The following is a 25,804-nucleotide window of genomic DNA, read 5'->3' as shown; positions in this document are numbered from 1 at the left end:
TGCGCTCAATATACAGGATAATAATGAAGAAATTATTAATAATTTTTATACTTTATTATTCACATATTCCAAAAGGAATTAAGTCAAGCATTGTTTAATCACTGAGTAGAATAATTCAAATAAAATCATCAATAAATAGGACAAATTTATCCTATTTATTGACGTTAATTCACTGAAATTTAGAACTTAAATTCTAGCCCAGTCCCCGCAATCGGTTGCTTGTCTTTGGCACTTGCTTGCTCGAATGTTGAGTACCCAGCATAACCATAGACTTTCACTTGTTTGTTAAATGAATAGTCTGTCCCAAGCAATAATTGCTTGGCATCGAAATCAGCCTCATTGCTTTTAAAGCTGGTACTGTTTTGACTATATTGTGCTTTCAACATCCATTTTGACTGATTCGGTAATTTGTATTCCGCACCAATGAGCCAGCCTTGTGAATCATCAATATTGATTGCAGCGTCATCATTCCCTTTTTTATCAGCGACCTTTGAAGTTTGATAAAGCGTTTTCAGCGCTAGGCCTTCAATTGGTGTTAAACGACCAATCACACGTACCGTATTCGCTGCAGCAAATACTTCATCCACTTGCGTTTCAGTCTGTGCTGCGTTCAATAAACCATGCCCCAAGAAATCACTTGGAATGGCTTTGTCATAACCAACCCCAACCAAAAATACAGGATGGCTATAACTGAGTGATGCAGACCATGCATCCCCTAAGCCACGCCCTGCAGTATTCACTCCACCACGTTTGTCATCTTCAATTCCACGGCTTTCCCCTGTTGCAAGCAAAATACTTGCTTCCAGATTACCGCCATTCAACGCAATTTCAGGAGAATCATACACCACCGCATTATTGACACGGTTTTCACCCGTCATAATCCCCGTGATATCTGCTTTATTACTAATATAGTTATTAAAACTATCAACAGGACTGGATAAATCTTTTAACGGCGTATTATGTTTACCTATTTTGACTGTACCAAAACGATCATCTTTTAACCCGACAAAACGATTACGTTGCGACCAATCAGTTCTGTCACCATCCGCATAAAATGCCCATTCTGCTAAATAAACCGCACTCAAATTTTCGGTTAATTTTTCTTCGCCTTTAATTCCAACAAACGAACTATTACTATTTACTTTCCAAACATCATGATCTGCCGAATTTGCATTTTTTTCTGGTAGATAATCAATACTTGCATCAATCTCTCCATAAAATTTTGGTGCTGCAAACACAGAACAGGTCGCAATACTCATCATCGTTGCGAGTGCAATTTTCATCTTCATTGTTATGTTCCTAACCATCTAAAAAAAGTGTAAGAAATCTCTATTTCGCTGTGTTTCAAGCAAAATTTAGAATTAAGTGGGAATGCGTAAATAAGTATGCTTTTATATTCTCATGAATATAAAAGCATTATAACAATTTGATTTACATATTATAAAATGGAAATACACCAAATATTAAGGCACTGCCCATCAACACGCAGCAAGTAATAAATGCCCATTTCAACGTGAATTTCTGATGATCACCCATTTCTACCGCAGCCAAACCACAGAGTAAGTAGGTTGAAGGAACCAACGGCGATAATAAATGAATCGGTTGTCCAATAATCGACGCACGTGCGATTTCAACGGGTGCAATGCCATAGTGTGATGCTGCTTCTGCCAAAATCGGTAGAACACCAAAATAAAAGGCATCATTCGACATAAAGAAGGTTAAAGGCATACTCAATACGCCCGTAATTGGCGCTAGATAAGGTCCCAAACTCGGTGGAATCACCGCAACGAAACCTTTAGACATGGCCTCAACCATACCTGTGCCGGATAAAATCCCTGTAAAAACACCCGCAGCAAAGATTACACCCACTACCGCTAAGACACTGTCTGCATGCATGGCGATACGCTTTTTCTGCATGTTGACACACGGATAGTTCACCACCAATGCAATACAGAAACCCAGCATAAATAAGATCGACATTGGTAAAATCCCTTTTACCAAAGACGCCATCAAGACTAAGGTCAAAATACCGTTAAACCAGCGTAAATGTGGACGTTGCGCTTCTGGATCTTTTGAAATCGAAATATCATCTGCATGGCTAATATCGACCAGTTCAATCACGCCTAAACGTTTGCGTTCATACATGCCATACAGATAAGCCAAGAAGAATAACCAAGCAGCGGCCACAATCATTGATGGGATCATTGGAATGAAGACTTCACTGGCGTCAACTTGTAATGCACTTGCAGCACGGGCTGTTGGTCCGCCCCATGGCGTCAAGTTCATCACACCACTACAAAGCAACATCAAGCAGGTCATGATCAGTGGATTCATACCGACTCGTTTATAAAGCGGCATCATTGCTGCCACACAAATCATATATGTGGTTGAACCATCACCATCTAAAGAGACCAATAATGTGAGAAAAACTGTACCCAAAGTGATTTTTAATGGATCGCCTTTTACTTTCTTTAAAATCCATCTTACCGAAGGGTCAAATAGCCCAGAATCAATCATTAAGGCAAAATATAAAATAGCGAAAAGAAGCATGACGCCTGTTGGTGCGAGCTTTTTAATACCCTCTAACATGGTATTGCCAAGTTCGGCCAATTGAATATGACTTAAGCTGTCAAAATAAAAACCTAAGCCCCAAGCGATAATAGCGAATATGAATGGGATTAAAATTAATGCAACTAATGCACTGAGACGTTTTGACATGATCAAATACATAAAGCACATGATCATGCTGATACCTAAAAAAGTCAGCATTGAATGCAATCCTTAGCATAATAAGTTTTTTTAATGGGTAGGCCTACCCTAATCCAGCACAGATTCTATGCGATTTAACTTTAGGTAATTCATTTAATTTAATTATATAGCGAACACAGCCATTCACATGAAAAATACCTTAAAAGTATACAAATATACTTTTTAATATAAGACCATAATTATTAATATTTTTTTATTAAAAGATATAGATCAATCGATCGAAAAACCTGAAGAATAAGTAATCAAAATACTATATATTTAAAAACTCAATGCAATATTATGGTGCATTTTTTGATTAAAAAATAACATATTTAATTAAATAATAATTAAAACAAATATCATTAATTTATAAAACTTCTATTATATTTAAAATAAAGATCTGTTTATGAGCATTTCAACAATTATAATAATCATTATTATCGCGCGATATTAAAATTAAATTAAAAAATTCATATTTTGAGAATAAAAGCTATTTTTTAAACTAAAATATCCTATTTTTATCCGCTCGATATTCATTTGGTGAAATCCCAACCCAATTACGATAGGCTTTCCTAAAATTTGAGGTATCCGAAAACCCTAAGCGTTCTGCGATTTCATCAATGCTCAAACTTGTTGCCAAATATTCATCTGCAAGTCGTCTTCTGGTACTGTCTAAGATCTCTTGATAACTAACTTCCGCATCTGACAAACGGCGGTATAAAGTCCGCTTGGATAAATGCAATTGATCTGCAATCTCTTGTGCGCTTGGAAAACTGCCAACCGCATCTAATAAGATCAGACGGATTGTTCTGACTAAATCGGGTTCTTGTTCATCATCATCGCTCCCCAACATCCTTTCGCAAAAAGACTGACACATATCCGCAGTAATCGGATTGGCATTCGGGCACGGCTTCTCTAGCCAATCAAGATCAAAATGCCACTGCATCACCTCTGCATCGAATTGCACAGGACAGCGAAATACTTTTTCATATTCATCTGCATAGTCAGGTGCTGGATAAGGCAGTAACAGTTTTTTCGCTTGAAATGGTGCCTCTAATACACATTCAATCAGGGTTTGCATTGAACTAAACCAAAACTCACACACCAAAGGTAACAATTGACCCAGCGCAATAATTTCATGACCTTCAAAAATGGCAACTTGCTTTTGAATCGAAAAAGTTTTCTTGAGTACGGGTGCCGCGAGTTTGATATGACGAATCCCAAACTCTACCGCTTGTTGGAAATTACGAGAGGAAGACAGTGCATAACCATAAACCCCAAAGTCTGATAGCCGCTGTTTTTGCCCAGCCCGCATGCCAATCAGCGGATCTTTAGATAAACGCTGAATCGTTTGAAAAAGTTGTAATTTTTGATAGGGGGAAATATGAGAAGCCGCACTATTCAGTGCATCTTGAGAAATTCCAGTGCCCGCCAAAACCTCATCCAAGCGATAACCTTGTTGTTGCATGGCTTCCAGCAGACTGGTTAGACCTAAAATCGGCGTACCATGACCCAATTGGTTTTGATCATAACGCGCTTCAATCAGCATCGGGCTCACATCCTGTTTACGCATTTTTTCACCTCATCCCTTGAGTGATGATGCATAATGGCACTAAATTACCTTTTGTTGTCTCAATTTAACATCGACTACAAATCTCATCAATCATAAAGTCTATTCTACTAATAAGCATGAAAGGAGCAACAATGACACTTTCAACTTCACAACAATTCAGTGATCCTGCAACCGAACATATGTATTCGGTGTTTAATCAACAACGTGCTGCTTTTGATGCTCAACCCTATCCAGATCTCGATGATCGACGTACCAAATTATTGCAAATAAAAAAACAAATTATTCGTTATCAAGATGTGATTGCGTCTGCAATTAATACCGACTTTAGTTCACGCTCAGTCGATGAATCAAAACTGCTTGATTTGCTCGGTTCAGTACTTGAAGCAGAACATGCAATTCGTCATTTAAGACGTTGGATGCGACCAAGTAAACGTAGCACTGAATTGCTATTTTTATCGAATCGCCTACGTGTGCAATACCAGCCTAAAGGTGTAGTAGGTGTCATTGTTCCGTGGAACTTCCCTGTTTATTTGGCCTTAGGGCCATTAATTGCCGCAATTGCAGCAGGAAATCGGGTGATGATCAAGTTACCTGAAGTCACGCCTGCCACCAATGCTGTGGTACGACGAATGTTGGCTGAGATTTTCAGTGAAGATGAGGTTGCTGTTTTTGGCGAGGAAATCCTTGACCCAGCCCAATTCACTTCGCTACCCTTCAACCATATTGTATTTACAGGTTCGCCAGCAATTGGTCGCGTCGTTATGCGTGCGGCAGCAGATAATTTAACCCCAGTCACCTTAGAACTTGGTGGTAAATCCCCTGCTTTAGTCAGCCGTCATTATCCACTGGCTGATGCTGCAAAACGCGTTTTACACGGTAAAGCGACCAACTGTGGTCAGATCTGCGTTGCACCCGACTATGCACTGGTACCAAAAGAAAAAGTGGATCAATTCGTTGCAGAATGCCAAGCGAATTTCACTGCGATGTATGGCAATAATATCAGCCAAAACTCCAACTACACTTCGATTGTCAATGATCGTCACCTAAAACGGTTGCTTGATATCTTAGATGATGCCAAAGCCAAAGGCGCTCAAATCATTGCCTGTGGTGAATATGATCGTGACCAAGATGCGCGTCGCATGCCTGTACATATCGTACTGAATTGCACAGCAGATATGCGGATTCTTAAAGAAGAGTTATTTGGCCCAGTTTTACCAGTGGTTGCTTACGGTACAGTGGATGGCGCAATTGATTATATTCATGCAGGTGAACGACCATTGGCTTTATACCTCTTTACTCACGATGCCAATGAACGTGATTATGTCTTAAAACAAACCCACTCTGGTGGCGTGACCTTGAATGATTGGGGCTGGCATGTGGTCAACCATGATGCGCCATTCGGTGGTATTGGTAACTCTGGCATGGGCACCTATCATGGCGAAGAAGGTTTTCGAGAGCTTTCTCATGCAAAAACCGTGTTTGCGCGTCATCGCTTCTTCCCAACGCAGTTGTTCTATCCGCCATACGGTACTTGGGTACAGAAACTCGCCTTACGTTTCTTCTTGAAACAAGGTGATCCAAATATCAAATAAGCTTTAAGAATAAAAAGCCTCATCAAGAGGCTTTTTTATGGTCTTGCTCACTAAGTTATTTCACTACACCATCTTGTTGGTATTTCGGTGAACGAGGTCCATAGAGTAAACCTAAACCAGGGTTATGCTGTGTCGGCGTAAAGAGTTGCGTATTCACCACCGATGCCAAAGGATAAGCCCGATCATTTAAGCTCCCCGCAATTTGTTCAACCAATGCCCCAACCAACGCAGTGAATAAGTCATTGTTGCCACTATTGCTGGATTGAACTGCCTTTTTCTCACCCGTCCAAAGCGTCTCATTGCTGTTTAAATCAACCAATTTTGCTTCTACACTGACGGTTGCAACACTTTGGATCACTTGATACTGGGAACCATATTCTTTAATTCGAATATAGAGTGCGGCATCAGCCCCAAAGATTTCCTGTAATTTCTGCGGCGAAATGCTTTGCGCATCATGCCCATTGGTCACGCCGTTCTCTTTAAACATCGAGTCGACCACAGAAATCGGAAAGACGTAATAACCTGCTTCAGCAACGGGTGTAATCACGGTTGGCCAATAACTATAAGTTGCCTTCACATCTGGGGAATCATTGACTGGCGGTAACACCAGAATAGATTTCGGCATATGCTGTTTATAGGCCGTCATATCTTTATTTACCGTTGGGGATGATGCACAGCCGGTAACCAGTATGCCTGCAAGCACAAGGTTTGAAACTAAAAATGCCTTGATCATGGCTTTGCAATTCCTCCATTGGCATTCATCTTCTGCAATAAACGATTCATTAATACCGTAGATTCAGGATAAACCTGTCGTTCCAGTTGAAAATATTCCACGGCTTTTTGTGCATTATTCACTTGTAAAGATAACAATCCTAGATGTGCATATAAGCCTGGTGGAACACCCAGATTCTTCGCTTTGGCTCTTTCAATTTCCGCTTCTAGCTTAATGATTTGTGCACTCGGTGTGGCTTTTTCTGGTTGGTTATACATCAGATAGGTCTGCTGTGTATAAGAGCCCCAACTATATAAAGGTTGAGGTCCAGCAGCACAACCGACCAATCCGATGCTGATCAGACTGGTGCAAACAATGTTTTTCATTTTAGGACGATCCAGTCTTATTGCGCAGTCCAACGATTATTCTGAATATCAGTCACCAAATTGTTGACTGCTTCGCGTACCGCTAGATCAAGCACCTTACCATTCAAGGTTGAGTCATAAGAGGCCGTAGAACCAAAACCAAGTACTTCACGCGCACCCAATGCATACTCACCCGCACCTTGTACTGAATGTACAATCTCTGAGGTTTTTACATCGACAATATTCAAGTTCACTTTGGCATATGCAATTTGCTGTTTACCGCGTCCCAAAATTCCAAATAATTGTTGATCACCCACTTCTTTGCGACCAAATTCAGACACATCGCCAGTAATCACATAGCGTGCACCTTTAATGCTTTGAGTGTTGTTGCTAAATCCCACTTCTTGTTTAAGTTCAGACAAATTATCGCGATTTAGAACTGAGAAATAACCCGTTTGCTGTAGATGCGTTTCTAAAATAGTTTTCGCCTGTCCACCAAGGCGATCCACATTGTCAGAGAAGATACCTCTCATATAACTAGAACGATTATCAAACTTACCAATCGAAACAGGTACTTTCATCCCGTTATATTTAATCTGTTGAACAGCTGCCGTCACTTGCGGGCTTTGAATGGATTTGGATGTTTCTGTGGTTGAGCAGGCCATTAAGCCGAAAGTACTAAATACTGTCACCGCTAATAATTTTTTCATTTTGACTCAAATAAGCAAGATATAAAAAAGTCTCACCAGTATATACTAAAAAACTGAAAACAGCTTATCGCCATCAATACACTAAACCATTATTAATTATAATAAAATTTATTTAACAGCCTCATAAATATTGCACATTATAAGTACATGATTATCGTTCAATATACAGGAATAACCGAGAATCCCCCTTAGTCCTTGGCTCAATCAGATAAAATGATCATTAGAGTTTTAATATGAATAAAATTTGCTTTCATATTGACCACTATTTTTCTCAATGCTACTTTCATTTTGCTACACCTCAAGTTCTCACCATACCCAAGCTGTGCTACATCTCTAGATAGATCATTCGCCCTAAATTTGCCTATTCAATATTATTTTATTTCAACTAGTAACTAGAAACAGTAAGACATCAAGCTCATGTTCACCTCTTAATTGAACAAATCAACCCACAAAAAAGGATAAAAAATGTTTGGAAACATGATACATCAGGATTTATTGATTAGTAACTTAATTGAGCATGCAGCAAAATACCATGCAGATACTGCCATTTTTTCACGTGAAGTTGACGGCCAGCTCAGCACAACGGATTGGAAACACATCCAGCAGAATAGTAAACGCTTAGCAAATGCTTTCAAGGCGTTTAATTTAACAGAGGGTGATCGTATTGCCACAATCGCATGGAATAACCGCCGTCACTTAGAATCATGGTATGCCATTTCCGGATGTGGTTATGTTTGTCACACCATTAACCCTCGATTATTTCTAGAACAGTTGACCTTCATTATTAATGATGCCCAAGATAAAGTTATTTTCTTCGACCTTACATTTTTGCCATTAATCAGTGCAATTAAGGATCAAGTTCCTTCAGTTGAAAAATTTATCTGTTTAAGCGCCTATGATGAAAGCGTTGCCAGCGCACTTCCAAACGTTATTTTTTATGATGCGTTAATTCAAGATCAATCGGTAGAATTTGATTGGCCACAATTCAAAGAAGAAACACCGAGCTCCTTATGTTATACCTCCGGCACGACTGGAAATCCCAAAGGTGTGTTATATAGCCATCGTTCGACCTTACTGCATAGTATGGCCATTGCACTCCCCGACTCGTTAAATATTTCTGCTCGAGATATTGTCATGCCAGTAGTGCCTATGTTCCATGTCAATGCATGGGGCATTCCCTATGCAGCAGCAATGGTCGGGAGTTCTCTCATTCTGCCTGGACCACATTTAGATGGTGATAGCCTGGTTCGTTTAATTGATGATTATAAAGTTACCGTGGCCTTGGGTGTTCCAACCATTTGGCAGGGCTTATTGGTTGCTGCTAAAAAAATAGGCAGCAGCTTAGAAAGTATGCAGCGTAATGTTGTTGGTGGTGCAACCTGTCCACCCTCTATCATCCGTGAATTTAGAGACACTTATCATTGTGACACGATTCATGCATGGGGAATGTCAGAAATAAGTCCATTGGGTACAGCCAATCAACCCAAAGCAAAACATGCCTCGTTAAATCCGACGGAGCTTGAGAAATTGCGCCAAAGCCAAGGTCGTCCACCTTTTGGTATAGAGCTACGTATTGTTGATGAAAATAGCATAACACCACTCGCAAATGATGGGCATACACAAGGAAAGCTACAAGTTCGTGGTCCATGGGTCGTTGATCACTATTTTAATCAAGAAAAAAGTTCTCTGACTTCAGATGGTTGGTTTGATACTGGTGATATCGCAAGCATTGATTCTGATGGTTACATGACCATCCGTGATCGTGCCAAAGATTTAATCAAATCAGGCGGTGAATGGATTTCATCTGTTGAAATAGAGAATATTGCAGTGGGCCATCCTGAAATTCGTATGGCTGCAGCAATTGCGGCACGCCATCCCAAATGGGATGAACGTCCAATTCTAATTGCGGTAAAACAAGAACATGCTTCTTTAACCGAAGAAGACTTGCTTACATACTTCGCCGATAAAATCGCATCTTGGCAGGTTCCAGATGCCGTGATTTTTGTTGATGCTCTGCCTATCAATGGAACAGGGAAAATTGTGAAGGCCGAGCTACGTGCAGAATATGGGGATTTTTTACTAAAATCCTAATGGCTGAATACAGCGACCAAATGATTTCACTATTCACCAAAGCGTAGCCCTACACCCGCAATGGTGAAAATGTACTTAGGTGTCACTGCGGAATCCCCTATTTTAGTTCTGAGTTTTTTTACTAAGATTCTAAGATAGTGGGTATCCTCTTCATGACTAATCCCCCATAACTCAGTCATGATTTGTTTTTGCGTCACGATTTTGCCTTGATGACGAATCAACAGGGCCAACAACTGAAATTCTTTTTTAGTTAAAGCGATGTCTTCATCTGCCAGTTTGGCTGCATGTTCAGCTACATCAATCCAAAGCTGTCCATCATTAAAGATCAGATGATGCTCTACTTGTTGCGGCTTATTGCGGAACATGACGCGAATACGGGCACATAACTCCTGAATGCTAAAAGGCTTGGTGACATAATCATTGGCACCCGCATCTAACAGTTTAATTTTTTGATTTTCATCTGGACGTGCCGACAAGACGATGACAGGAATGTCTGACCATTGGCGCAATTCTGTTAAAACCTCTTGCCCTTCCATATCGGGTAAACCCAGATCTAGAATCAACAGATCAGCGCCACGTGTCGCCAACGCCTCCAACCCTTTCATACCATTTTCAGCGACATGCACCTGATAGCCCTGTGCACGCAAAGCAATATCCAGAAATTTCCGAATTTGTGGCTCATCATCAATAATCAGAATTGACGCTGGTGAGTTAAATGATTGCGGCATAACAGTGGTTTTAATCCTGATGAAGTGGTAATCGTATTCTAATTAAGGTGCCCTGACCATATGTTCCTGCGAGTGCTTCGATACTGCCCATATGCGCCCCAATAATGGCTTTAACAATAGCAAGGCCTAAACCCGTTCCCGTTTTGCCCCGATCACCACGTTGCATGGTATAGAACATATCAAAAATTTGCTCTCGCTCATCTTCAGGGATTCCGACGCCTTGATCCATAATATCAATTTGTAGGAACTGATCTGCTTGATAAATCCTGACCTCAATCGGCACATCATCAGGTGAAAATTTGGCTGCATTTTCCAGCACATTAAAAATGGCCTGCTCAATCAAGGCAGGATGCACAAACAATTGTGGCAAGTCATCTGTCATTGTAACGTCAATATTAATCTTGGGCTGATAGCGCTTCAGTCGCTGTGTTGCCGATCCGATCAGCTCTTCTACACCAATCCAGTCACGACTTAGACTCAAACCCTGATGACCTAATCGGGTCATATCTAGCAGATTTTGAATATAACGATCCAAGCGTTCACCTTCAACATGAATGGTGTCCAATAAACTTTCACGATCCTCTGCTGGCATCTGCTCACCATAGTATTTCAGACTATCTGCTGATCCGATCATTGCAGCCAAGGGTGAACGTAAATCATGAGAGACAGATGACAATAATGCCGAACGTAATTTTTCAGTTTCTGCTACCACACGGGAGTTTTCTAACTGTAAAGACAACTGTACCCGTGACGTGGTTTGTGCAATATCATCCATCATCAGTTCGGCCAACCGTTGCTGCTCAAAACTGATTGTTTCTGTTTTTTGATTAAATCGAAGTGCGATCACCCCATAGCCTCCCACCAGATTCAGTGGATTAAACCACCATTCGGATTGGGTTAGCGTATTGGTAAAACGCCCACAAGGCTTGGCATTTTTCTGGGTCCAATTGGCCGCAATTTGATCTTTTTCATTCAACAAACTGCTATCGCCTAATTCCTGTGTGCCAATTCTCAACCACACCGTTGCATTTAAACAACTCTCTAAATGTTGTTTGGCAATATTTAAAACCTGTTCAATATCCACACAGCTAGATAGCTTCCGCTCCAACTCCTGCATTTGTAAAGACACTGAGTTGGCAGCACGTAAACTCAGAACCTGAGCACGTAATTGATTGGCTAAACGACCAACCAACAATGCCGAAATGATAAAGATGATGATGGTGATCACCCCACGTTCAGCACTAATTCGAAGCGTAAATCGTGGTTCAATAAAGAAATAGTTATAGAGCAAGAAACAAATCACGACACTTATAATCGTGATGAACATCCTTGCTCGCATCGCGACGATAAGCACGGTGACCACAAAGATTAAGGCCAGTTCGCTATAACCAATAAAATGATCACTCACAGTTGCCGCAATCAATCCCAATAGAACAATCAAAATACTTTCGATCATCTCTCGTGGGTTAAATGACAAGCCTTGTTCTAACCAAGAAAAATAAGCCCTGTCTGTCTGTGGCTTAGCCTCATTATTATTGTTTTTAGCTTTTAAGGGTTGAACAAAAGTGATCTCAAATGGATGCTGTTTTTCCAAAAGTTGATCAGCAATATGGTCTGAAAATAGACGCTGCCAGAGTGATTTTTTAGGACTTTTACCGAGTAAAATATTGGACGCACCATAATCATAGGCTGCCTGTAAAATGGTCGATGCAATATGATTGCTATGCAACAAATAAGTATCGGCACCCAGCTTACGTGCCAAGTTGAATGCTTTGGTCACGGCTAAGGTTTGTGTTGTGGTTTTCTGGCTCTTTTGAATCGAGATTACACTCCACATTGCATTGCGTCTTTCTGCAATACGATGTGCTCGCCGTACCAGATCTTCAGAAAACTCTGATCCATCAATCGCTAACATCACATGATTTTGAATCGGGATAATCTGCCCTTGTGCAACAAACTTTTCCCGATAATCAATTTCAACCTGCCCTGCAACAGTTTGAATCGCTAAATCCCGTAAAGCGGTTAAATGTGCCGGCTTAAAAAATCCCTGTAGCGCATGGGGTGCAACATCGGCTAAATAAATTTTGCCATGATTCATGCGTTCTAATAACTCAGGTACAGGCAAATCAACTAGACGAATGTCTTTCAAGCGTTTTAATAACGCATCGGGAACTGTTTCACTGACTCGAATCCCTGTAATTTGATAAACCACATCATTCAGGCTTTCCAAATGTTGAATGTTTAAAGTGCTATAAACATCAATACCCGCATCTAATAACTCATTCACATCTTGCCAGCGATATTCATGCCTGCTACTCGGAACATTGCGGTGTGCGAGTTCATCCACTAACACAATTTCAGGCTTTAATTTAAGAATTTGATCAAGATCCATCTCTTCCAAAATACGGCCTTGATACTCCACTGCCTTTCTTGGAATAACATTGAGTCCTTGAATCAAACGCTCGGTATCAGATCGACCGTGGGTTTCGACCACCCCGACCATCACATGCTGCCCTTGTTGCATCAGTTCATGCGCTCGGGTCAGCATGGCATAGGTTTTGCCTACGCCAGGTGCTGCACCCAAGAAAATGGTCAAACGTCCAGACTGTTCACGCTGGCTATGTGCAAGCCATGCATCTGCTTTATGATTACGGTCAATCTGCATAAGTGCGCTCTATTAACGTGTGTTCGATGACAATTGATCTAATGCCAAATTCAGCTCCAGAACGTTGACTCGTGCTTGCCCATAGAGATTAAACTGAGCAGGCTGAATCTGTTGTTGCACTAAATCTCGCAATTGCTGCTCTGCTAAATGGCGTTGTTGTGCCACCCGTTTCACTTGTAATAATGCACTCTCAGGTGAAATATCAGGATCAATCCCACTGCCTGATGCGGTCACCATATCGTTCGGCACTTGTTGCTCTGAAATATGATTATTCTGGGCAAATTGCACGGTTCTTTCCTTAATTTGTTTTTGTAAGTCAGGATTAGAAACCGCTAAATTACTTCCCGCCATCCCATCAACATTGTAACTTACCGCACTGGGGCGGCCATGGAAATATCGTTCACCGACAAAATTTTGCCCCACCAAACGAGAACCAACAATTCTGCCATCCAGTTCGATTAAACTGCCATTGGCTTGCACAGGAAAGAGTAGCTGTGCAATAGAAACACTAGCCGTAGAATACAGCACCCCTGCAATTAAGAAACCCACGGCTATCAGACCAAGACTTGGGCGTAGAACTGAATGTCCTTGAACCGATAATGCCAAGTCCTGTTGATTCAATTGCTGATGATTCAATAAAGTATTCATTTCTCACTCCTAAATCCATAAAGACACAACAAGGTCAATTAACTTAATCGCGATAAACGGAAAGATCACCCCACCTACACCGTAAATCAGCATATTACGGCGTAACAATTGCAAAGCACTGGCGGGTTTGAATTGCACTCCTCTTAAAGCCAATGGGATCAACATCGGAATAATCAGTGCATTAAAAATCAATGCTGAAATTACTGCACTGCTCGGACTACTGAGTTGCAGAATATTCAACACCCCAAGTTGTGGAATTGCCACTGCAAACAGTGCAGGTAAGATCACAAAGTACTTGGATACATCATTTGCCAAAGAAAAGGTGGTTAAGGCGCCACGGGTAATCAATTGTTGCTTCCCAATTTCTACGACATCCAGCAGTTTGGTTGGATCAGAGTCCAAGTCCACCATATTGCCTGCTTCCTTGGCAGCTTGGGTGCCTGAGTTCATGGCTAAGCCAATGTCCGCCTGTGCCAGAGCTGGCGCATCATTGGTTCCGTCACCCACCATCGCCACCAATTTACCAGCAGCTTGTTCTTTACGGATACAAGCCAATTTATCTTCAGGTTTGGCTTCTGCAATGTAGTCATCCACCCCCGCTTCTGCTGCAATCGCTGCTGCAGTCAACGGATTGTCGCCTGTAACCATAATGGTCTTAATACCCATCTCACGTAACAGCGCAAAGCGTTCTTTAATCCCTTGCTTAATCACATCCGAAAGTTCAATCACCCCTAAAATACTGTGATTCGAAGACACGACTAAAGGGGTTGCACCTTTAGAAGCTACTTGTTCGACACGAGTTTTCAGTTCGACATTGTCTTTGATCTGTTGATTGGTAAATTGAAGAATCGCGTCCACGGCACCTTTTCGAATCTTTTGTCCTGTGACCAAGTCCACCCCAGATAAACGTGTCGACGCACTAAACTGGATGAATTCAGCATCTTGAGGTTCATGGATGCTCTCGCCCATTTCTTTACCTAAACTCACTACGGATTTACCTTCAGGGGTTGGATCGGCAAAAGAAGTCAGCATTGCCGCTTGGCGTAATTCAGTTGGACTCACGCCAGCCAATGGATAAAAAGCTGTCGCTTGGCGATCTCCATAGGTAATCGTGCCAGTTTTGTCCAACAGCAACACATCAATATCACCGGCAACTTCAACCGCTTTCCCCGATTTAGCCAAGACATTGGCTTTGAGCGCACGGTTCATCCCTGCGATCCCAATTGCAGGCAACAAGCCCCCAATCGTGGTTGGAATCAAACATACCAACAGTGCAATCAGCAAGACGATACTGATTTTGATCCCAACCATTGAACCAATAAAGGGTAAGCTTGCCACCACCACAATAAAGGTAATGGTCATGATATTGAGCAGGATACTCAGTGCGACCTCATTCGGCGTTTTTTGGCGATTGGCACCTTCAACTAAGGCAATCATGCGGTCCAGGAAACTATGACCTGCTTCATTACTGACCCGAATAATAATTTCATCTGACAAAACCTTGGTGCCGCCAATCACGCCTGAACGATCGGTATGAGCTTCACGTAATACGGGCGCAGACTCTCCGGTAACGGCTGATTCATTGATGGTCGCAAAGCCCTGAATAATCTCACCATCCGCAGGGACAATCTCACCCGCTTTAACAATGACGAAATCATCTTTTTTAAGTAGATTGGCAGAAATCGTATTGGGTACCGCATTTAAATCGAGGATACGATTTGCGGTTAAGTTTTCACGTGCCTGACGCAATGACGCGGCTTGTCCACGGCCTTTGGCTTCTGCAACCGCTTCTGCATAATTAGCGAATAAGACCGTCACCAATAAGATCAGACTCAACAGCAGACCAAAACCGAAGCTGGTACTCCCCATCAAGGTTGCGACAATTGTTAAGATTGTGCCCACCCAGACACAGGCCATCACTGGATTTTTAAATGCATATTGCGGTAATAGTTTATAAAATGTTTGTTGAATAATTTCTTTATTCAATATATCCATCTGTTGTGTCGCATTTGAATGTTTCATTGTGCTTGCTCCACACTTAAACTTTTATAGACAAGTAGTCAGCAATTGGTCCGATCACCAACACTGGCATGAATTGCAATAAGGTGAGAATCAACACGATCCCGATCAAGGTCAGTGCAAATGTCGGTGACTCAATATGTAAAGAACCTTTACTTTCGGCTGCTTGAGGCTTGGTTGCCAAACTGACTGCAATTAACACAGGGATGATCAAGACGCTGTAACGGCCTGCCAATAAAGCGATACTGGCGCTCAGATTCCACCATAAGGTGTTATCGCCTAAACCTTCAAAACCTGAACCATTGTTGGCATAAGCAGAGACATACTCATAAAACACTTGGCTAATACCATGGAAGGCTGGATTTGAATTCCCTGTAATCGATGGAAATGCAATGGCAATCGCAGTTAAGCCCAGAATCACCACAGGCTGTAATACAATCACCAGTGCTAACAACTTAATTTCAGTCACTTCAATTTTTCGGCCGAACAACTCAGGGGTACGTCCCGTCATCAGACCTGCAATAAATACAGCCAAGAACAGGTAAATAAAGAACTGCAATAAGCCACAACCGATCCCGCCCCAAATGGCATTGATCAACATATTGCACAGCTCAACCAATCCTGTCAGTGGTGAGGCAGAGTCATGCATCATATTGACCGAACCGTTATTCACTTGCGTGGTCAAACTTCCCCATAATGCAGATGCATCCGCACCGAAACGAAGCTCTTTCCCCTCCATCAATGCCGTGTTTGGAATCAACGAAGATTTTTCAGTCCACAACGCTAATGAGGTTGAAGCCAATGACATGAATAGCATGGTGCCAAAAATCATCCACATCAATTTCTTACGTTGAATAAAGCGACCAATCATAAACACGACTGATAGAGGAATCAGTAAGATCGCGAGCATCTCAATCACATTGGATAAGGGGGTTGGATTCTCTAAAGGCACACTACTGTTTGGGCCATACCACCCTCCACCATTGCTCCCCAGTTGTTTAATCGCCACCATGGGCGCGACTGGACCCAGTGGAATATGTTGGGTTTTAAGCTCTACGGTTTGATCCAAGACCTGTGCGGTTGGACCAGCAGATAATGTTGCTGGAACACCTTGAAAAGTAAGCAGCAAAGAAAAAATAAGACCTAATGGAATAAAGAATCTAAATAATGGTCGAATGATATCCATCCAATAATTACCTAGATTAATATGATTCCAATTCTTTTGATCTGAATCTTCTTCTTGACGTGATTGCAGGAATAAAGCCCTTAACATTGCCACTAATAAAGCCAGCCCAATAATTGGAGACAAATATTGCAATCCAACAATCACTGTCATTTGCGATAGATAAGACAGTTGAGCCTGTCCTGAATAATGTTGCTGGTTGGTATTGGTCAGAAATGAAATGGTGGTATGTAAAGCCAGATCCCAATTCATATTCGGGATATGATCTGGGTTGAGTGGTAACCATGCTTGAGTCATTAAAATAGTGACGCTTGCAGCGAGCAGTAAAATATTACCGAGTACAAATGCTGTTAAATATTGCCGCCAACTCATTCCACTACGCTTAACCCCTAACACCGCATAAATTGGTTGCTCAATCCATTTAAACAACACGTCACTTTTCATTGGCTTTGCTTGCATCACATCTGCAAGATAAGCACCTAGCGGATAAGCCAGCAGTAATGAAAGGACAAATACAGAGATAAATTCCCACATAGCATATGCCATTTAAAAATAGGTCAGCTTTAGTATGGAAATGAAGGACGTAAATTCTCTATATTGAAAAAACCAGTAGACGTAAATTCTGCGTAAAATTATTCAACGGTGTTCTAATGCGCTGAAATTTTTACCTAAAAAGAAAATATGGAGAAATAAATCTCATTTTTTACAAAAAATCTTTGACCAAATAAAAAACTTTTTGGGGAAAAATGCAAAAAAGAACGATTATTATTTTAAAATAATAATTTATATTTATCATTATTTTACAAATAAAAACACATATGTATATAAATTTTTTAAGATTTATTTTTATCCATTTTCATCTAATCTAGCGTACTGCTTAGTTCATTTAGAACATTTACTCTTATTTTAATTATGGTATTTTTGTTACATGAAGTTATAGCCAATCACGATCGATAACTTTTTTGTTGTCAAATCATAGCTTCTTAACACTTAAGAATCTTGAAGTTCAAGGAAAGATTACAATGAAATTAAAACATCTTAGCACTGCCATGATCTTAGCAACGCTACCTGCAACTGGAGTTTTTGCAGCAGCGTTAGACCGTTCAGGTCAATCTATGTCTGCATTTTTACAACCAGGTAATTATTTTGAAGCTGGACTTTCAGTTTTAGACCCAACGGTTAAAGGGAAAGAAGGCGGAGAGAGCGCTACCCCACACCGCTCTATTGGCGACATGGGTGATGATTATTACTTCCCTAGCGCAGCATTAAAACTGCAACTCACTGATAAAATTTCATTTGGTCTTATTTACGACCAACCTTTCGGGGCAGATGCAAAATATACTGGCAATAATGTTTTTGTTGCATCACCAAATGATCGCGTATTAAGTTCACTACCTGTTACGACATCATCTATTGGTGGAGCAACAACTGGCAATACTTCTGTTGAGGTAGACTCACAGAACATTTCTATGATATTCGGCTTCCAACCAACTGAAAACTTTAACTTCTATGGTGGTGGTGTATACCAAACAATTAAAGGAAATGTGCATTTACGTGGTTCAGCTTATAGCGTGTTCAATGGTTATGATGCCACTATTAAAGAAGATGGCGCTGTAGGTTGGTTAGCAGGGGCTTCTTTTCAAATTCCTGAGATTGCACTAAAAGCTTCTATTACTTATCGCTCTGAAGTTGACCATAAGTTTAATGCAAGTGAAAATTTAAGTTTAGCTACACCATTAGCTAATGCAGCACCAGCATTAGGTGGTCTTGTTCCACCAGCATTATTACCAGCTATTTCAAAAGCAATCGGTGGCTTTGCAGCAGCAAACTCCGCTGAAGGTCAAACTAAAATTACAACACCACAATCTGTTAACCTCGATTTCCAAACAGGTATCATGGCGAATACCGTTGCATTTGCAAACGTACGCTGGGTGAACTGGAAAGACTTCTCAATCACTCCTTACAAATTTGGAAAAGCAGCTGAAGCCGTTGGACCATTAGTCAATCGTCAAAATGGTTTTTCTTTAGTTGAATACTCTGATGATCAATGGTCTGTAACAACTGGTGTTGGTCGTAAACTCAATGACCAATGGGCGGGTAACGTTTCTGTAGGTTGGGATTCTGGTGCAGGCAATCCTGTAACTACACTTGGCCCAACAGAAGGTTATTGGAACGTTGGCGTAGGCGTTCAATATAGCCCTACTCCTGCAACCTTTATTTCTGGTGGTGTAAAATACTTTTGGTTAGGTGATGCGAAAGCGCAAACTGGTGCTCAAGCAGGCGGTGATAAATATGTTGCTGAATTTGAAGATAATAAAGCAATCGCATACGGTCTGAAACTTGGTTACCGTTTCTAATTATTTATCTTAAAAAAGGCCATCTTAAGATGGCCTTTTTTATATAGCTTTAATCAATAAAATCAAAATAATAGTTCAACAAACACACACTTCTCTTCTACTTTAATCGCATCAAGATAAATCTATCGGACTCAAGCATTTTTCGTGACTTTATCAGTTCATTTATTGACATTTGTAAAATATTTAAGCGCATAAAAATTATGATACTTTTCGCGCCATTCTGTTACAAAGTGATTTGAGAGAACATATTAATGAAGCTGAATGCTATTCAAACGGCTCTTCTACTTAGCTTAGTTCCTACAACGACAACATTTGCCGCAGCACTGGATCGCTCAGGTCAATCAATTGCAGCCTTCCTACAGCCAAATAACTATTTTGAAGCAGGTCTTACTGTTCTTGATCCCAATGTATCAGGTAAGGACACATCTCAAAACAATACAGGGAATATGGCGAATCATTATTACTCGCCAAATGCTGCCCTAAAAATTCAAGCAACGGATAAATTCTCGATTGGTTTGATCTATGACCAGCCTTATGGGGCGGATGCAGAATATACAGGCAAAAGTAACTTTATCGAAAGCCGCCCTTTGCCTTTTAAAGGTGGTACATCCGTTACTGTCGATACTGAAAACTTAAACTTGTTATTCGGTTATCAACCAACACAAAACTGGAACCTTTATGCGGGTGCGGTTTATCAAACTTTAGACAGCACCGTGTTATTACGTGGTCAGAGCTATAGTGCCTATAGTGGTTATGATTTTAAAACTGGTCGTGATGAAGCAGTCGGTTGGTTAGCAGGGGTTGCTTATCAAATTCCTGAAATCGCACTCAAAACCTCTTTGACTTATCGTGCCAAAATCAAGCATGAGATGAATGCTTATGAAACGCATGGCATTGCAGGCATGACAGGCAATGCAGGTTTTGATGCGATTTTAAATAAAATCAATCATTCAACAGGCACAACTGAAATCACCACCCCTCAATCGGTTAATCTTGATTTCCAAACGGGGATTATGGAAAACACAGTTGCGTTTGCCAATTTACGTTGGGTGAATTGGAAAGACTTCGCCATTCGCCCATATAAATTTGGTGCAGCTTCGGTCTTGCCTCCAATCGTTGCTTCAACAGGTAAAAAAGATGGTTTCGACTTGGTTGCCTATACTGAAGATCAATACTCGATTACTGCGGGTGTCGGTCGTAAAATCAATGACCAATGGGCAGGTAATCTCTCGGTAGGTTGGGATTCTGGCGCAGGCAACCCAGTCACCACATTAGGCCCAACTGAAGGTTACTGGAATGTCGGTGTGGGTATTCAATATAGCCCTACGCCTGCAACCTTTATCGCGGGTGGCGTGAAATACTTCTGGCTCGGTGATGCCAAAGCACAGTCAGGTTCACAATTCAATACACCTGGTTATGTGGCTGAATTTGAAAATAATGATGCCATTGCCTATGGTTTAAAGATTGGTTATAAATTCTAAAAAATCTCCCCTAGCCCCTCTTTATTAAAGAGGGGAAGCTCCCTCCTTTTCTAAAGGAGGGCTGGGGAGGATTAATTACTCTGGAATATCACGTTGTGAAACAGAACGAATCGCCTGTTTTAATGCTTCATAACCATGCAATGGTGGGAACTGTGGAAATTCTGCAATCACATTAGCGGGTGCATCAAATAAGAAACCATGATCAGCTTCCCCCAGCATCGTGGTATCGTTATACGAATCACCTGCTGCAATGACACGGAAGTTCAAGCCATGCAATGCTTTTACTGCCTGACGCTTTTGATCAGGTTGGCGTAATTTGTATGCGGTGATCATGCCATTTTCATCAGTTTCAAGCTTATGACAGAAAATGGTTGGCCATCCCAATTGCTTCATTAATGGATGCGCAAACTCATAAAACGTATCGGACAAAATAATCAATTGGAAATGAGTACGTACCCATTCGACAAATTCTTTCGCGCCTTCAAATGGCCCCATATCGGCAATCACGGCTTGAATATCATTCAATCCTAAACCATGCTGTTTCAAGATATTCAAGCGTTGTGTCATCAGCACATCGTAATCTGGAATGTCACGTGTGGTGGCTTCGAGTTCTTTAATCCCTGTTTTTTTTGCAAAGTTAATCCAGATTTCTGGAACTAACACCCCTTCAAGATCTAGGCATACGATTTCCATGCTTATCCAAGTACCTTATGTGTTAAAAATTGCGCTAGTTTAGCATGGAGATGTATTGAGCAATTGCCCTTTTTTCATACGCTAACCATAGATTTTTTGAATAAGAATTTGCTTTACGGAGATATCCGGCCAGAGATAATTACATTACTATATGGGCTAGTGTGTCGTGTATACGATAAAGACCGACGAAAAGAAAAGGCAACGCGTTATGACTTTAAACTTGGATCAAATCAATAGCGAATTGGGCAACGATGCTGAAAAATTAGTTGAATGGGCATTAAGCTTAAATGAAAAAGCTATTGTGACAACTAATTTTCGTCCATTTGAAGCTGTCATTTTACATATGTTGACCCGTGTTAAACCTGATATCCAAGTGGTATGGATGGATAATGGCTATAACACCGAAACAACCTATAAATATGTTGATGAAATTACGAAACTCTTGAATCTTAATCTTCTGACTTATTTGCCAAAACGTTCACGCGCACATCGCGAAGCATTAGAAGGACCAGTCCCAGCACTGGATGATCCAAAACATGAAGCATTTACTGCCGAAGTAAAATTAGAACCTTTTGAGCGTGCCTTACGTGAAACTGCACCCAAAGTTTGGTTTACCGCTTTACGTGCAACAGACACAGCTGTCCGTGCAGAAATGGATCCTGTAAGTATTAATCCAGATGGTCTGATCAAAGTTGCGCCACTATTAAAATGGACCTCAAAAGACCTATGGGAATACATGCAAAAGCATAATTTACCTGATAATGAAGATTATTTTGATCCGACTAAAGGTGAAGAACACCGCGAATGCGGTTTGCATCTCAATCACTAAATCAAATCCCTCATTAAAATAAAACCACTGATTCGTCAGTGGTTTTATTTTTCCTGACTCGCCTGTCTAAAGTCATATTTTAACCAGAACAAACAGTATATACTGCGCAGAACGGTTCCAATAATTCTAATAAGAGCTCTTCGAGAGTATCTTAGAAAAAAATGCGATGAGAGGCTAGATCTGCTATGCGCCCACTACACCCCATTGATTTTATCTTTCTCTCGCTAGAGAAAAGACAACAGCCTATGCATGTAGGTGGATTGTTTTTATTCGAGCTTCCAGAGAATGCATCACCCACGTTTGTGCATGATCTCGTCAATGAAATTCGCCAATCAAAAAGTATTCCTGTCCCACCATTTAACAATCAACTGAATGGTTTGTTCTGGGGTGAAGACAGCGAATTTGATCTGGATCACCACTTCCGCCATATTGCTCTGCCAAATCCTGGGCGTATCCGTGAATTACTGGTTTATATTTCACAGCAGCATAGTTCCTTGATTGATCGCGCTAAGCCTCTTTGGACCTGCGACATTATTGAAGGCATTGAAGGCAACCGTTTTGCCATGTATTTCAAAATTCACCATGCCATGGTGGACGGCGTCGCAGGTATGCGTCTGATTGAAAAATCACTTTCGCAAGATCCAAATGAAAAGCATGTAGTGCCACTTTGGTGTGTTGAAGGTAAACGGACCAAGCGTTTAAAAGCACCAAAGCCGCCGACTGTCAGCAAAATCAAAGGGGTGATGGAAGGGATTAAATCTCAGCTTGAAGTTGCCCCTAAAGTTATGCAAGAGCTGTCACAAACCATTTTTAAAGAGATGGGCAAAAATCCAGATTATGTCTCGACCTTTCAGGCACCGCCTTCAATTCTGAATCAGCGCGTGAGTTCTTCACGTCGTTTTGCCGCACAATCCTTTGAACTCGGTCGTTTCCGTCGGATTGCCAAATCTTTGGGTGTAACGCTCAATGACGTGATTCTAGCGGTATGTTCAGGTGCTTTACGTGAATACCTGATCAGCCATAACAGCTTGCCAAAGAAACCTTTAATTGCGATGGTTCCAGCATCACTGCGTACCGACGATTCTGATGTCAGCAATCGTATTACCATGATTTTGGCAAATCTTGCGACCCATATTGAAGACCCAATTGAGCGTTTAGAAGTTATTCGTCGTAGCGTACAGAACTCAAAGCAACGTTTTAGCCGTATGACTGCCAATGAGATTTTGAATTATAGTGCAGTTGTGTATGGTCCAGCGGGCTTAAATATTGCTTCTGGGATGTTGCCTAAGCGTCAAGCCTTTAACCTTGTCATCTCAAACGTACCAGGTCCGCGCGAACCTTTATATTGGAATGGTGCAAAGTTAGATGCGCTCTACCCTGCATCGATTGTGATGGATGGCCAAGCGCTGAATATCACCATGACCAGTTATTTGGATAAACTGGAAGTGGGCTTAATCGCATGCCGTAATGCATTACCCAAAATGCAGAACTTACTAACCCATTTAGAAGAAGAAATTCAACGTTTTGAACAAGCCATTCAAAACTTACCACAGCAGAAAGTTGCGAATTAATGGTAGAAAAAAATTAAGGGGCTTCGAATAGCCCCTTATTTTTTAATTGTTCGACAACGTTGTAGCAGTTGATGGCAGGCTGAACGAATCATCGCCGTAGTAATCTGAACTTCTTTACCTTGGCTATCTACCATATAACATGTATTTACAGGGTTACTGTCTAAAACATGCTTGAAACCGTGATTCACTAATCTTTCACTCACATTCATCGTTATATACCTCATATTATTTGCTAAGGGACTCAAAAGTACCTATGGCTCATTTTATGGTTCTAGTATTTAAAATTCATGATAGAAAGTAAAATTTCAGTTGTAACAAGGCTTAAGCGAAATCTTGTTACAACTTTAGGTCAAAATGATATCATATTGCTCTTGCGTATATAGATTTTCCACTTGGAATTTGATTACTCGATTTACAAAATGTTCTAAATCCGCGACAGCTGGGGCTTCTGCTGTTAATAGCCGATCTATCACGGCTGGATGCGCAACGACAGTAAAGCCACCCTTGGAATCAAATGCACGCGCATAACGCATGATCTCTCGAAATATCTCGTAACATACTGTCTCTGCTGTCTTCACATAGCCCCGCCCTTGGCAGGTTGGACACGATTCACAAAGCAAATGCTCCAATGATTCACGAGTCCGTTTACGTGTCATTTCAACTAAACCCAGCTCCGAAACTTGGGTGATTTTAGTCTTGGCATGATCGCGTTCCAGCATTCGTTCAAACTGACGCATCACTTCTTCACGATGCTCAGCTTCCTGCATATCAATAAAATCAATAATCAGAATCCCCCCCAAATTACGCAGACGCAGTTGTCTTGCGATTACTTGAGTAGCTTCCATATTGGTTTTAAATACCGTGTCTTCTAGGCTGCGCCCACCCACATATGAGCCTGTATTGACATCAATCGTGGTCATCGCTTCGGTCTGATCTATCATCAGATAGCCGCCAGACTTGAGTGCGACACGGGTCTGCAACGCTTTTTGAATATCTTCTTCGACGTTATACAAATCGAAAAGTGGTTTTTCACCCGGATAATGAATTAAGCGATTTTGAATCGTCGGAACAAACTCATCGACAAACTCGCTGAGCTTGCCATGAATCTCGCGTGAATCGACATAGATCTTCGCCGTTTCATCACTGGCTAAATCTCTGATAATACGTTGTGGTAAAGGCAGTTCCTCAAAGATCAGTTCAGCCGTTGCCGCTTCTTTTTGTTTGCGCTGAATAAATTCCCAAAGTTTGCTGAGATAACACATATCTTGTGCAATCGCAGCTTCATCCACCCCTTCGGCCGCAGTACGAACAATCACACTACCAGGTAAATTATGTTCTGCCTGAATATGTTCAATGATGCTACGTAGGCGGTCTCGCTCTTCTTCAGACTCAATTCGCTGTGATACACCAATGTGATTGCCATAAGGCATGAGCACAAGATAGCGCGATGGGATAGAAAGATCGGTACTTAGACGAGCACCTTTGGTACCCAACATATCTTTCATGACTTGGACAGTGAGCATCTGCCCCGGATGTAACAACTCAAAAACGTTTGGTGTCGGTTGCGAACGCGACCAAACCATATCGTTAATATGCAAAAAGGCGGTTCGAGACAAACCAATGTCGACAAAGGCTGCTTGCATACCTGGTAGTACACGGACCACTTTACCTTTGTAGATATTACCCACTAACCCACGTTTTACAGTTCGCTCAACGAATAATTCATTGACCGTTCCATTTTCAATCAATGCCACACGACATTCCATCGGCGTGACGTTAATCAGCAACTCTTCTGCCATAACAAACTCAAAATTTTATAAAAATTCTTATACCCGAAAG

At 41.2% G+C, this 25,804-nt stretch carries 20 protein-coding genes; 6 read left to right on the top strand and 14 right to left on the bottom strand.

All coding sequences use genetic code 11. From position 1 onward, the window contains the following. Nucleotides 1-179: 179 nt before the first annotated feature. The 3 genes from A7P55_RS04600 to A7P55_RS04590 form a co-directional block, all read right to left on the bottom strand. Complete coding sequence (locus tag A7P55_RS04600) at nucleotides 180-1,289, bottom strand: porin (RefSeq protein ID WP_171551258.1); 1,110 nt, start codon at nucleotides 1,287-1,289, stop codon at nucleotides 180-182. Nucleotides 1,290-1,431: 142 nt separating this feature from the next. Further along, a complete protein-coding gene (locus A7P55_RS04595; protein ID WP_004652284.1) occupies nucleotides 1,432-2,769 on the bottom strand; it encodes a CitMHS family transporter in 1,338 nt (445 codons plus the stop codon). Between the two features lie 481 nt (nucleotides 2,770-3,250). Further along, nucleotides 3,251-4,321, bottom strand: coding sequence for an AraC family transcriptional regulator (locus A7P55_RS04590; RefSeq protein ID WP_171551257.1), 1,071 nt, complete (start codon nucleotides 4,319-4,321; stop codon nucleotides 3,251-3,253). 131 nt (nucleotides 4,322-4,452) lie between these two features. On the opposite strand from A7P55_RS04590, the gene A7P55_RS04585 reads away from it, so the two are divergent. Beyond that, nucleotides 4,453-5,913 carry a coniferyl aldehyde dehydrogenase gene (locus tag A7P55_RS04585; RefSeq protein ID WP_171551256.1) on the top strand — a complete coding sequence of 487 codons (1,461 nt, stop codon included), beginning with the start codon at nucleotides 4,453-4,455 and terminating at the stop codon, nucleotides 5,911-5,913. Between the two features lie 55 nt (nucleotides 5,914-5,968). On the opposite strand, the gene A7P55_RS04580 is transcribed toward A7P55_RS04585, so the two are convergent. Genes A7P55_RS04580 through A7P55_RS04570 form a run of 3 tightly spaced genes read right to left on the bottom strand, consistent with a single transcriptional unit; the run spans nucleotide 5,969 to nucleotide 7,700 of the window. Continuing rightward, a complete protein-coding gene (locus A7P55_RS04580; RefSeq protein WP_171551255.1) occupies nucleotides 5,969-6,646 on the bottom strand; it encodes a GNA1162 family protein in 678 nt (225 codons plus the stop codon). Next, complete coding sequence (locus A7P55_RS04575; protein ID WP_171551254.1) at nucleotides 6,643-7,011, bottom strand: DUF4810 domain-containing protein; 369 nt, start codon at nucleotides 7,009-7,011, stop codon at nucleotides 6,643-6,645. Before A7P55_RS04575 ends, A7P55_RS04580 begins: the two co-directional genes overlap by 4 nt. Before the next feature lie 17 nt (nucleotides 7,012-7,028). Beyond that, nucleotides 7,029-7,700 (bottom strand): CsgG/HfaB family protein, encoded by a 672-nt coding sequence (locus A7P55_RS04570; protein WP_171551253.1) that lies wholly within the window; start codon nucleotides 7,698-7,700, stop codon nucleotides 7,029-7,031. Nucleotides 7,701-8,165: 465 nt separating this feature from the next. Between A7P55_RS04570 and A7P55_RS04565 the strand changes: the two genes are divergently transcribed. Then, complete coding sequence (locus A7P55_RS04565) at nucleotides 8,166-9,791, top strand: long-chain fatty acid--CoA ligase (RefSeq protein ID WP_171551252.1); 1,626 nt, start codon at nucleotides 8,166-8,168, stop codon at nucleotides 9,789-9,791. 29 nt (nucleotides 9,792-9,820) lie between these two features. Here A7P55_RS04565 and A7P55_RS04560 read toward each other — a convergent pair whose 3' ends face one another. The 5 genes from A7P55_RS04560 to kdpA are packed head-to-tail and all read right to left on the bottom strand — an operon-like array spanning nucleotide 9,821 to nucleotide 17,568. Further along, nucleotides 9,821-10,519 (bottom strand): response regulator transcription factor, encoded by a 699-nt coding sequence (locus A7P55_RS04560; protein WP_171551251.1) that lies wholly within the window; start codon nucleotides 10,517-10,519, stop codon nucleotides 9,821-9,823. Nucleotides 10,520-10,529: 10 nt separating this feature from the next. Further along, nucleotides 10,530-13,184, bottom strand: a complete 2,655-nt coding sequence (locus A7P55_RS04555) for a sensor histidine kinase KdpD (RefSeq protein ID WP_171551250.1) — start codon at nucleotides 13,182-13,184, stop codon at nucleotides 10,530-10,532. Nucleotides 13,185-13,196: 12 nt separating this feature from the next. Continuing rightward, entirely contained in the window at nucleotides 13,197-13,832 is a 636-nt protein-coding gene (gene kdpC / locus A7P55_RS04550) for a potassium-transporting ATPase subunit KdpC (RefSeq protein WP_171551249.1), read from the bottom strand. 9 nt (nucleotides 13,833-13,841) lie between these two features. After that, nucleotides 13,842-15,854 (bottom strand): potassium-transporting ATPase subunit KdpB, encoded by a 2,013-nt coding sequence (gene kdpB / locus A7P55_RS04545; RefSeq protein ID WP_171551248.1) that lies wholly within the window; start codon nucleotides 15,852-15,854, stop codon nucleotides 13,842-13,844. 16 nt (nucleotides 15,855-15,870) lie between these two features. Beyond that, nucleotides 15,871-17,568, bottom strand: a complete 1,698-nt coding sequence (gene kdpA, locus A7P55_RS04540) for a potassium-transporting ATPase subunit KdpA (protein WP_216077967.1) — start codon at nucleotides 17,566-17,568, stop codon at nucleotides 15,871-15,873. 488 nt (nucleotides 17,569-18,056) lie between these two features. Between kdpA and A7P55_RS04535 the strand changes: the two genes are divergently transcribed. Together A7P55_RS04535 and A7P55_RS04530 are read left to right on the top strand one after the other, a co-directional pair. After that, the gene (locus A7P55_RS04535; protein WP_171551246.1) at nucleotides 18,057-19,391 is read left to right on the top strand and encodes an outer membrane protein transport protein; all 1,335 of its coding nucleotides are present in this window, start codon (nucleotides 18,057-18,059) and stop codon (nucleotides 19,389-19,391) included. Nucleotides 19,392-19,642: 251 nt separating this feature from the next. Next, nucleotides 19,643-20,872: an outer membrane protein transport protein gene (locus A7P55_RS04530; protein WP_171551245.1), complete on the top strand. Its 1,230-nt coding sequence runs from the start codon at nucleotides 19,643-19,645 to the stop codon at nucleotides 20,870-20,872. Nucleotides 20,873-20,947: 75 nt separating this feature from the next. Here A7P55_RS04530 and thrH read toward each other — a convergent pair whose 3' ends face one another. After that, a complete protein-coding gene (gene thrH / locus A7P55_RS04525; protein WP_004652299.1) occupies nucleotides 20,948-21,565 on the bottom strand; it encodes a bifunctional phosphoserine phosphatase/homoserine phosphotransferase ThrH in 618 nt (205 codons plus the stop codon). 208 nt (nucleotides 21,566-21,773) lie between these two features. Between thrH and A7P55_RS04520 the strand changes: the two genes are divergently transcribed. Further along, entirely contained in the window at nucleotides 21,774-22,394 is a 621-nt protein-coding gene (locus A7P55_RS04520; RefSeq protein ID WP_016651090.1) for a phosphoadenosine phosphosulfate reductase family protein, read from the top strand. A gap of 185 nt (nucleotides 22,395-22,579) precedes the next feature. Next, nucleotides 22,580-23,965: a wax ester/triacylglycerol synthase family O-acyltransferase gene (locus A7P55_RS04515; protein WP_171551244.1), complete on the top strand. Its 1,386-nt coding sequence runs from the start codon at nucleotides 22,580-22,582 to the stop codon at nucleotides 23,963-23,965. Between the two features lie 35 nt (nucleotides 23,966-24,000). On the opposite strand, the gene A7P55_RS04510 is transcribed toward A7P55_RS04515, so the two are convergent. Next, nucleotides 24,001-24,174, bottom strand: a complete 174-nt coding sequence (locus A7P55_RS04510; protein WP_004775299.1) for a PA1571 family protein — start codon at nucleotides 24,172-24,174, stop codon at nucleotides 24,001-24,003. Nucleotides 24,175-24,309: 135 nt separating this feature from the next. Further along, entirely contained in the window at nucleotides 24,310-25,764 is a 1,455-nt protein-coding gene (rng, locus tag A7P55_RS04505; RefSeq protein ID WP_004802994.1) for a ribonuclease G, read from the bottom strand. Nucleotides 25,765-25,804 lie beyond the last annotated feature (40 nt).

Origin of the sequence: Acinetobacter sp. Ac_5812, from assembly GCF_013072695.1 — a bacterium.
Classification (GTDB): Bacteria; Pseudomonadota; Gammaproteobacteria; order Pseudomonadales; family Moraxellaceae; genus Acinetobacter.
The sequence above is the reverse complement of the archived record's forward strand: the minus strand, read 5'-3'. Positions and strand labels throughout refer to the sequence as shown.

What these genes read in the sequence shown, in the direction of transcription:
- A7P55_RS04600 (WP_171551258.1), bottom strand. Translation starts at nt 1,289, where the DNA reads ATGAAGATGAAAATTGCACTCGCAACGATGATGAGTATTGCGACCTGT.
- A7P55_RS04595 (WP_004652284.1), bottom strand. Translation starts at nt 2,769, where the DNA reads ATGCTGACTTTTTTAGGTATCAGCATGATCATGTGCTTTATGTATTTG.
- A7P55_RS04590 (WP_171551257.1), bottom strand. Translation starts at nt 4,321, where the DNA reads ATGCGTAAACAGGATGTGAGCCCGATGCTGATTGAAGCGCGTTATGAT.
- A7P55_RS04585 (WP_171551256.1), top strand. Translation starts at nt 4,453, where the DNA reads ATGACACTTTCAACTTCACAACAATTCAGTGATCCTGCAACCGAACAT.
- A7P55_RS04580 (WP_171551255.1), bottom strand. Translation starts at nt 6,646, where the DNA reads ATGATCAAGGCATTTTTAGTTTCAAACCTTGTGCTTGCAGGCATACTG.
- A7P55_RS04575 (WP_171551254.1), bottom strand. Translation starts at nt 7,011, where the DNA reads ATGAAAAACATTGTTTGCACCAGTCTGATCAGCATCGGATTGGTCGGT.
- A7P55_RS04570 (WP_171551253.1), bottom strand. Translation starts at nt 7,700, where the DNA reads ATGAAAAAATTATTAGCGGTGACAGTATTTAGTACTTTCGGCTTAATG.
- A7P55_RS04565 (WP_171551252.1), top strand. Translation starts at nt 8,166, where the DNA reads ATGTTTGGAAACATGATACATCAGGATTTATTGATTAGTAACTTAATT.
- A7P55_RS04560 (WP_171551251.1), bottom strand. Translation starts at nt 10,519, where the DNA reads ATGCCGCAATCATTTAACTCACCAGCGTCAATTCTGATTATTGATGAT.
- A7P55_RS04555 (WP_171551250.1), bottom strand. Translation starts at nt 13,184, where the DNA reads ATGCAGATTGACCGTAATCATAAAGCAGATGCATGGCTTGCACATAGC.
- kdpC (WP_171551249.1), bottom strand. Translation starts at nt 13,832, where the DNA reads ATGAATACTTTATTGAATCATCAGCAATTGAATCAACAGGACTTGGCA.
- kdpB (WP_171551248.1), bottom strand. Translation starts at nt 15,854, where the DNA reads ATGAAACATTCAAATGCGACACAACAGATGGATATATTGAATAAAGAA.
- kdpA (WP_216077967.1), bottom strand. Translation starts at nt 17,568, where the DNA reads ATGTGGGAATTTATCTCTGTATTTGTCCTTTCATTACTGCTGGCTTAT.
- A7P55_RS04535 (WP_171551246.1), top strand. Translation starts at nt 18,057, where the DNA reads ATGAAATTAAAACATCTTAGCACTGCCATGATCTTAGCAACGCTACCT.
- A7P55_RS04530 (WP_171551245.1), top strand. Translation starts at nt 19,643, where the DNA reads ATGAAGCTGAATGCTATTCAAACGGCTCTTCTACTTAGCTTAGTTCCT.
- thrH (WP_004652299.1), bottom strand. Translation starts at nt 21,565, where the DNA reads ATGGAAATCGTATGCCTAGATCTTGAAGGGGTGTTAGTTCCAGAAATC.
- A7P55_RS04520 (WP_016651090.1), top strand. Translation starts at nt 21,774, where the DNA reads ATGACTTTAAACTTGGATCAAATCAATAGCGAATTGGGCAACGATGCT.
- A7P55_RS04515 (WP_171551244.1), top strand. Translation starts at nt 22,580, where the DNA reads ATGCGCCCACTACACCCCATTGATTTTATCTTTCTCTCGCTAGAGAAA.
- A7P55_RS04510 (WP_004775299.1), bottom strand. Translation starts at nt 24,174, where the DNA reads ATGAATGTGAGTGAAAGATTAGTGAATCACGGTTTCAAGCATGTTTTA.
- rng (WP_004802994.1), bottom strand. Translation starts at nt 25,764, where the DNA reads ATGGCAGAAGAGTTGCTGATTAACGTCACGCCGATGGAATGTCGTGTG.